This is a genomic window from Myxococcus sp. AB025B (assembly GCF_006518215.1).
Classification (GTDB): Bacteria; Myxococcota; Myxococcia; order Myxococcales; family Myxococcaceae; genus Myxococcus; species Myxococcus fulvus.
The window spans coordinates 57,497-64,885 of the sequence record NZ_SRLW01000012.1 but is presented as its reverse complement, the minus strand read 5'-3'; the positions used below and the strand labels follow the sequence as shown (position 1 = coordinate 64,885).

Here is a 7,389-nt window from a genome sequence, read left to right as displayed (position 1 = left end):
GCTCGGGCGTCTCCTGCGCCAGGGCGAGCGCGGGCGAGGTGAGGGAGAGGATGAGGGCCAGGGACCAGCGACGCATGCGACCTCCGAGAAGGGGCGGAGCGTAGCAGAGCGGGGCGCCCTGGCGCGTGCCGGGTGTGGACCCGGCGCACCGGGCGGCTGGGCGGCCGGCAGGACACGGCCACATAACATCCGTGCATGCCGGGGCAGAGGTTGGTATGGGGGCGCCCCGATGCCCAAGCGTACCGATATCCGCAAGGTTCTGGTGATTGGCTCGGGCCCGATTGTCATCGGGCAGGCCGTCGAGTTCGACTACTCCGGTACTCAAGCCATCAAGGCTCTCCGGGATGAAGGCGTGGAGGTGGTGCTGCTCAACAGCAACCCCGCCACGGTGATGACGGACCCCGAATTCGCCTTTCGCACCTATATCGAGCCCATCACCGTCGACGCGGCGGAGCGCATCCTCGCCGCCGAGCGGCCGGACTCGCTGCTGCCGACGATGGGTGGCCAGACGGCCCTCAACCTGGCCAAGGCGCTCGCCGAGCAGGGCATCCTGGAGAAGTACGGGGTGCGGCTGATTGGTGCGTCGCTGGAGGCCATCAACAAGGCCGAGGACCGGCAGCTCTTCAAGGCGGCGATGCAGAAGATCGGCGTGGCGCTGCCCAAGAGCGGCTACGCGACGACGCTCGACCAGGCCATGGCGCTGGTGGAGGAGATCGGCTTCCCGGCCATCATCCGGCCCTCCTTCACGCTCGGCGGCACCGGCGGCGGAATCGCCTACAACCGCGAGGAGTTCGAGACCATCTGCCGCTCGGGCCTGAAGGCCTCGCCCACGTCCACCATCCTCGTCGAGGAGAGCGTGCTGGGGTGGAAGGAGTACGAGCTGGAGGTGGTCCGCGACACGGCGGACAACGTCATCATCGTCTGCTCCATCGAGAACCTGGACCCCATGGGGGTGCACACGGGTGACTCGATCACGGTGGCGCCCGCGCAGACGCTGACGGACCGCGAGTATCAGCGGATGCGTCAGGCGTCCTTGGCCATCATCCGGGAGATTGGCGTCGACACGGGTGGCAGCAACATCCAGTTCGGCATCCACCCGAAGGATGGCCGCATGGTGGTCATCGAGATGAACCCGCGCGTGTCGCGCTCCAGCGCGCTGGCGTCGAAGGCAACGGGGTATCCCATCGCGAAGATCGCCGCGAAGCTGGCCCTGGGCTACACGCTGGACGAGCTGCGCAACGACATCACCCGCGACACGCCGGCCTCGTTCGAGCCGACGCTGGACTACGTGGTGGTGAAGGTGCCGCGCTTCAACTTCGAGAAGTTCCCGCACGCGGACCGGACGCTGACCACGAGCATGCGCTCGGTGGGTGAGGTGATGGCCATCGGCCGGACCTTCCCCGAGGCGTACATGAAGGCGCTGCGCTCGATGGAGCTGGGGCGCGTGGGGCTGGAGCCGCCCGAGCTGCCGCAGGAGAAGGAGGAGCGCGAGAAGGTGCTGCGCGAGGCCCTGCGCATCCCGCGCCCCGAGCGGCCGTGGTTCGTGGCCCAGGCCTTCCGCGAGGGCCTGACGGTGGCGGACGTGCACCAGCTGTCCGCCATCGACCCGTGGTTCCTGCGCTACATCGAGATGCTGGTGCGCGAGGCGCAGTCCATCCAGGAGTACGGCCGGTTGGATCAGCTGCCGGACGAGGTGCTGCGGCAGGCGAAGGCGCACGGCTTCTCCGACAAGTACCTGGGCAAGCTGCTCGGCTACCCGGAGGAGGAGGTGCGAGCGCACCGGCACTCGCGCAACATCCGTCCGGTGTTCAAGCGGGTGGACACGTGCGCGGCGGAGTTCGAGGCGTTCACGCCCTACCTGTACTCGACGTACGAGGAGGAGGACGAGGCGCCTCCGACGGACCGGCAGAAGGTGCTCATCCTGGGCAGCGGTCCCATCCGGATTGGGCAGGGCATCGAGTTCGACTACGCGTGCGTGCACGCGGCCTTCGCGCTGCGCGAGGCCGGGTACGAGACGGTGATGGTCAACTGCAACCCGGAGACGGTGTCGACGGACTACGACACGTCGGACCGGCTGTACTTCGAGCCGCTGACGATTGAAGACGTGCTCGAGGTGTCGCAGCGCGAGAAGCCGGTGGGGGCGATTGTGCAGTTCGGTGGGCAGACGCCGCTGCGCATCTCGGTGCCGCTCGAGAAGGCGGGCCTGCCGATTCTGGGGACGCCGCCGGACGCGATTGACCGGGCGGAGGACCGTGAGCGGTTCAGCGCGCTCATCGAGAAGCTGGGGCTGACGCAGCCGGAGAACGGGGTGGCGCGCAGCCACGCGGAGGCGTTCAAGGTGGCCGAGCGCATCGGCTATCCGGTGATGGTGCGTCCCTCGTACGTGCTGGGTGGGCGGGCGATGGAGACGGTGTACGACGCGGCCAGCCTGGAGCGGTACATGCGCGAGGCGGTGAGCGCGTCGCCGGAGCACCCGGTGCTCATCGACCGGTTCCTGAAGGACGCCATCGAGGTGGACCTGGACCTGGTGGCGGACCGGACGGGCGCGGTGATGATTGGCGGGGTGCTGGAGCACATCCAGGAGGCCGGGGTGCACTCGGGTGACGCGGCGGCGACGCTGCCTCCGCACTCGCTGTCGCCGGACCTGGTGGAGCGGATGAAGGACCAGGCGATTGCGCTGGCGCAGGAGCTGGGGGTGGTGGGGCTGATGAACGTGCAGTTCGCCATCCAGGGGAAGACCATCTACATCCTGGAGGTGAACCCGCGTGCGAGCCGCACGGTGCCGTTCATCTCGAAGGCCACGGGTGTGGCGATGGCGAAGATCGCCGCGCTGTGCATGGTGGGCAAGACGCTGGCGGAGCTGGGGGCGACGCAGGAGCCTCAGATGAACCACGTCGCGGTGAAGGAGAGCGTGTTCCCCTTCGCGCGCTTCGCGGGGGTGGACGTCATCCTCGGGCCGGAGATGAAGTCGACGGGCGAGGTGATGGGGCTGGCGCAGGACTACGCGTCGGCCTTCGCCAAGAGCCAGCTGGCGGCAGGGGTGAAGCTGCCGAAGAGCGGCAAGGTGTTCATCTCCGTGAAGGACGATGACAAGCCGGCGGTGGTGGACCTGGCGCGGCGCCTGCGGGCGATGGGGTTCACGCTCATCGTGACGGCGGGGACGCACAAGTACCTGGCGACGAAGGGCATCGAGGCGCAGGTGGTGCAGAAGGTGAAGGAGGGCCGGCCGAACATCGTCGACAAGATCGTCGACGGGGAGATCGTGCTGGTCATCAACACCACCTTCGGCAAGCAGGAGATCGCGGACAGCTTCTCCATTCGCCGTGAGTCGTTGATGCACTCGGTGCCGTACTACACGACGGTGCAGGCGGCGCGCATGGCGGTGGGCGCGCTGGAGTCGCTCAAGCGGGCGGACCTGGAGGTCAAGCCGCTCCAGGAGTATCTGGGCGTCACGAGCACGGTGCCGGGCAAGGCGCGCCGGTAGGGCTCAGGGCGGTTGGTCCTGAGGTGAAGCACGGCCCCGTTCCCCTGAGTTGGGAGCGGGGCCGTGGTGCTTCCGGGGGAGGAATGCCTCGGTTGAATGGTTACCGAGCCCGAGACAGCGTCACAGTCAGCGAGGTGATTGCGGGCGGCAGGGAGAGGGAGACCGTGCCTGCCTTGAGCTCATCCTGGGTGAGCTGGTGCTTGATGGTTCCAATCTCGTCGTCTAGGAGCGTGTCGATATCGAGGACCTTGAACTCGATGGGCTGGGCGAGCAGCACCTCCGCAGAGGTGGAGCAGCCACCCGTGCTCCACTGGGGCGTCCAGCTGGAGATCTCGGGTGTCCGCGTCACCAGCGGCTCGCCAGCGACGGAAGTCGGGCACCGCAGCTCGACGACCACATCCGGCGCCGAGCCATCGACGTCCCAGTCAAGGTTGTCGTTGGGATCCTGCGCGGAGATGGTGGCCTGAGAGGGCTGGATGGCCACCAAGGAGGAGACATCCAGCACGCACTCTCGTCGCTCGACATTGCAGGAGTTCAAACCCACGCACGCGGAACAGTAGAGGCCGCTGTTCCCACAGGCGTTCGTCGTGTTCCCCGCGATACAGATGGTTCCCTGGCAGCAGCCCGAACACGACTCCGGGGTGCATTCCACCAGCGGGGGCGGTAGCGGCTCGGAGGTATCTCCGCAGCCACCTTCATCCGCTCCCATCAACACAACGGCGAGTACAGCCAGAAACAGGGATTTGTGCATGAGCTTTTCAGTTGATGCGACGTGAAGGATTCAATGAGGCGCGGTGGGCTGAGCCTCGGATGTGAAAGTCAGTGAGGTGCTTCGCTCAGCGACACCAAGAGGACTCGGCTTCCTCCGTCCGAACGCAGCCCCAAGGAGGAAATCCGCTGGAAGGGGACACCGAGGAGTTGCTGTCGTTCCGAGTCAGGACGCGGAGCGAGCACGAGGTTCATGGCTCGCCCTTGGTCGAAGGCCGTTCGGCTCGCGGGCTGGACGTAGCCAACCAGGGTGAAGGTGTCGTTTCGAAGGCGGTGGAGTTCGAAGGCTTCGCCCATCGGGGAGGCGACGACGGTGGCCGCTCTCAACTGATAGACCGTCTCTGTTGGCGCGAAACCGTAGGAACCCTCGGGCATGTCGTTCGCACGTTGAGGTCTGTTGCTTCGAGGGATGAGACTGACCTGGTTCTTGTTGCGGAGCCCCTCGATGGTGGAGGGGTGCGTCGGAGCACCGACAAGGCCGCTGATGTGAACGGCTCGCGGTGGCGCGGGCTGCTGCGCGACAGGGACGATCGGCAGGTCGGGGTTGCTCCCTCTCGACTCCCTTTGGCGCTGGGAACTTCCGCGCTCTGGCGAGGGCGTGGTGGGCTCGGGGCGTTGGGAGGTCGGCTGGGACTGGCGCAGGTACAGCAGTCCCACTCCGCCCAATAGCAGAAAGGCCAGCAGGTGTGGCCCGAAGCGCGTTCTTGAAGGTTCGACTTTCGTCGGGGGGAGGCTCGCTGTCGGAGCCACGGGTGGATCGACTCGCCCGGCGGTGGTCGCAGGGGGCGCTGGAGGCACGGCCTTCACGACGTCGGCCGGACTCGGGAGAGGTGGGGCTGCGACCGGAACGAGGACCTCCTTGGGCACGGAGGGGGGCGGAGCAATGGACGTAGGTGTTGCCAGACGTTCAATTTCCCTATGGAGGTCCTTGAACATCGTGTGACAGTTGATGCCTCCGTACATGCGGAACCGGCCGCGTCCGGAAATGGAGCCAATGCTCGAGATGAGAGACTTGTATCGAAAGTGGACCAGGGCACTATCCGACTCATAGAAGGCCCAGACGATGTCCACATTGGCGTGAGTGTCATGGCCACACTTCGCCAGGGCCTGCGTGACGATATCGTCCCATCCGCCGTAGCCAACCACCACCAGGATGTACTCACGCAGAAGTGACTGGAGTGATGCGTCAAGATTCGGGCGTTCCTGGGTCAACTGTATCGGGGTGTGAAGCGTATCCGAGCGGGTCCAGTACCCATGCAGATGGACGACGCTATGGTCGCCCCGCTCGGGCCGCACGGCATCCAGTCGTCCGTCTGCGTGAAGAATGACCTGCGACACCCGGCCCCCCGCTTGCCGAATGGCAACGGAGATGAGGGGGTCGAAATTGGTCGTCAGGATGGGACCGAATCGCTCGGGGAACGATACGACCAGCTTTCCGAGATCTCGCGTCGCGGCAGGCAGGTACCAACCGTGGTGGTCTTCGTCGAAGCGCTGGACGTCAGCGGTCTCGGCGGAGGATGCAGTCAGCCTGGCTTGCAACACGGCTTCGCGAATGACCCGATTGACCGCCTCCTGATTGCTCCAGCTCCTAAGGAGCTGCATCGCGAGTTGGTACTGCCGTGTGCTGTCCGCCGTCGCAAGAGTGGCATCGAACTCGGCCTCTGCCTTCGCGCCTGCTGCCGCCCTGGCGCGCCTGACCATCTCCGCGGTGCCTGGGACACCGGGGGATCCCGGTGTGTCCGGCATCGACAACGGAGAACCCACAAGAAAGGCAATCTTCTTGTCGCTGTTGCTCAGCGAGTTGAGCAGGGAGTTGGGTGACGCGAGTCGTTCAAGGGCTTCAACGGGCATGAGTGGGGCGGGTTCCTGAGTAGGTCAAACTGACGTCGTGTTCTCGGAGGAGCCACCATCGGCGTTACCGCTGCTCTGTCGCCTGGCTTCCTCCTCGTAGGCGACGAGCACCAGCGTCCGGAGCTTCTCGATGTCGCCAGACGCGTTGAAGTAGATGCGGCTCTTGCCGATGCCGTCCGGTGCCGCCTCCACCTCGAAACCCGGAGCGAGCATCGCCGCTTGCTCCGCCGGCAGTCGGGTGACGAGCGACTTCTTCTTTCCGTTGGTGAAGGCCCGGAGGAACCAGGACGTCACCTTGCCCAGGTTGATGCCAAAGTACGTGGTCGAGTCCTTGTAACTGATGGACTGCCTGAGCGCGGACTCGGCGCACTGCTTCTGGACGATCCGGAAGATCTCCAGCTCGAGCTCCGTGGTCTCGATTTGCGGCACCGCCGGCGCCTCGGCGACCTCCGCAGTTCGTTGCAGCGCCTCCGCGGGGCTCGGCGCGGTGGCACTCGGCGGATTGGGCTGGGCGATCTCCTGTTGGATGGACTTCGTCATCATGTCAAGGAGCGTGGTCTGGATGGACTTCTTCACGATGGGGACGAAGCGATCGACCACGTTGCGAGTCACGCGCCCGGAGACCAGCTCGACCTCCGCCAACAGGAACCGGACGAAGCTCTCCGAGGGATTGCGCAGCAGTTCATTGATGAGCGCCGTGACCTTGCCCACGAAGATGATCTCCTCGGCGTGCCCCTGGATGGATGTCGCGTCGAAGGACTCCTTCGTGAAGGGCCTGAGTAGCTCGACATCCCGATCCGAGAAGTTGAGGACGTTGAACTCCATGAACGGAGTCGCATCCATCATGTTGGAGGACTGGAGGTCGGTGAAGAACCGGTAGCGCGTGCCATTCGTCACGACTCCGATGCGCACGGACGGCGTGGCGTTGAAGTAGCGCGCCAGTTGTCCGTCGTGGTCCTCGGGAACCGCGTCCGCGGCCTTGCACTCGATGAAGAGCGCGGGCTGCCCCTTCAGGTGCAGCGCATAGTCCACCTTCTCCATGACGCCGCCGCGCTTCTTGGCGAAGTCCGCGACGTACTCCGGCTGCGTCTCCGTGGGATCGTAGATGTCGTAACCCAGCGCTTGGATGAACGGGAGGATGAGAGCCTGCTTCGTGGCCTCCTCTCCCTTGATGAACGCCTGCCGCTTACGAACCTGCTCGGACAGCAGTCGCAAATCTTCGCCAAGGCCCATGTCGTTCCCCCACGTCGTGCACGGCGCACCGCCGCATCCCTTACACGCTAACG

At 65.5% G+C, this 7,389-nt stretch carries 4 protein-coding genes; 1 reads left to right on the top strand and 3 read right to left on the bottom strand.

What is annotated here, in order from left to right; all coding sequences use genetic code 11:
* Positions 1-229 precede the first annotated feature (229 nt).
* The gene (carB, locus tag FL311_RS03625) at positions 230-3,484 is read left to right on the top strand and encodes a carbamoyl-phosphate synthase large subunit (protein WP_141323461.1); all 3,255 of its coding nucleotides are present in this window, start codon (positions 230-232) and stop codon (positions 3,482-3,484) included.
* Between the two features lie 100 nt (positions 3,485-3,584).
* Here carB and FL311_RS03620 read toward each other — a convergent pair whose 3' ends face one another.
* The 3 genes from FL311_RS03620 to FL311_RS03610 form a co-directional block, all read right to left on the bottom strand.
* On the bottom strand, positions 3,585-3,989 hold the full coding sequence (locus FL311_RS03620) for a hypothetical protein (protein WP_141323460.1): 405 nt from the start codon (positions 3,987-3,989) through the stop codon (positions 3,585-3,587).
* A 314-nt stretch (positions 3,990-4,303) separates the two neighbouring features.
* A complete protein-coding gene (locus FL311_RS03615) occupies positions 4,304-6,103 on the bottom strand; it encodes an SIR2 family protein (protein ID WP_141323459.1) in 1,800 nt (599 codons plus the stop codon).
* Positions 6,104-6,127: 24 nt separating this feature from the next.
* Positions 6,128-7,336, bottom strand: a complete 1,209-nt coding sequence (locus FL311_RS03610) for a type I restriction enzyme HsdR N-terminal domain-containing protein (RefSeq protein WP_141323458.1) — start codon at positions 7,334-7,336, stop codon at positions 6,128-6,130.
* Between the last annotated feature and the right edge of the window lie 53 nt (positions 7,337-7,389).

Bases quoted from the DNA above. Each gene is read 5' to 3' on its own strand.
- carB (WP_141323461.1), top strand. From the start codon at position 230: ATGCCCAAGCGTACCGATATCCGCAAGGTTCTGGTGATTGGCTCGGGC.
- FL311_RS03615 (WP_141323459.1), bottom strand. From the start codon at position 6,103: ATGCCCGTTGAAGCCCTTGAACGACTCGCGTCACCCAACTCCCTGCTC.
- FL311_RS03610 (WP_141323458.1), bottom strand. From the start codon at position 7,336: ATGGGCCTTGGCGAAGATTTGCGACTGCTGTCCGAGCAGGTTCGTAAG.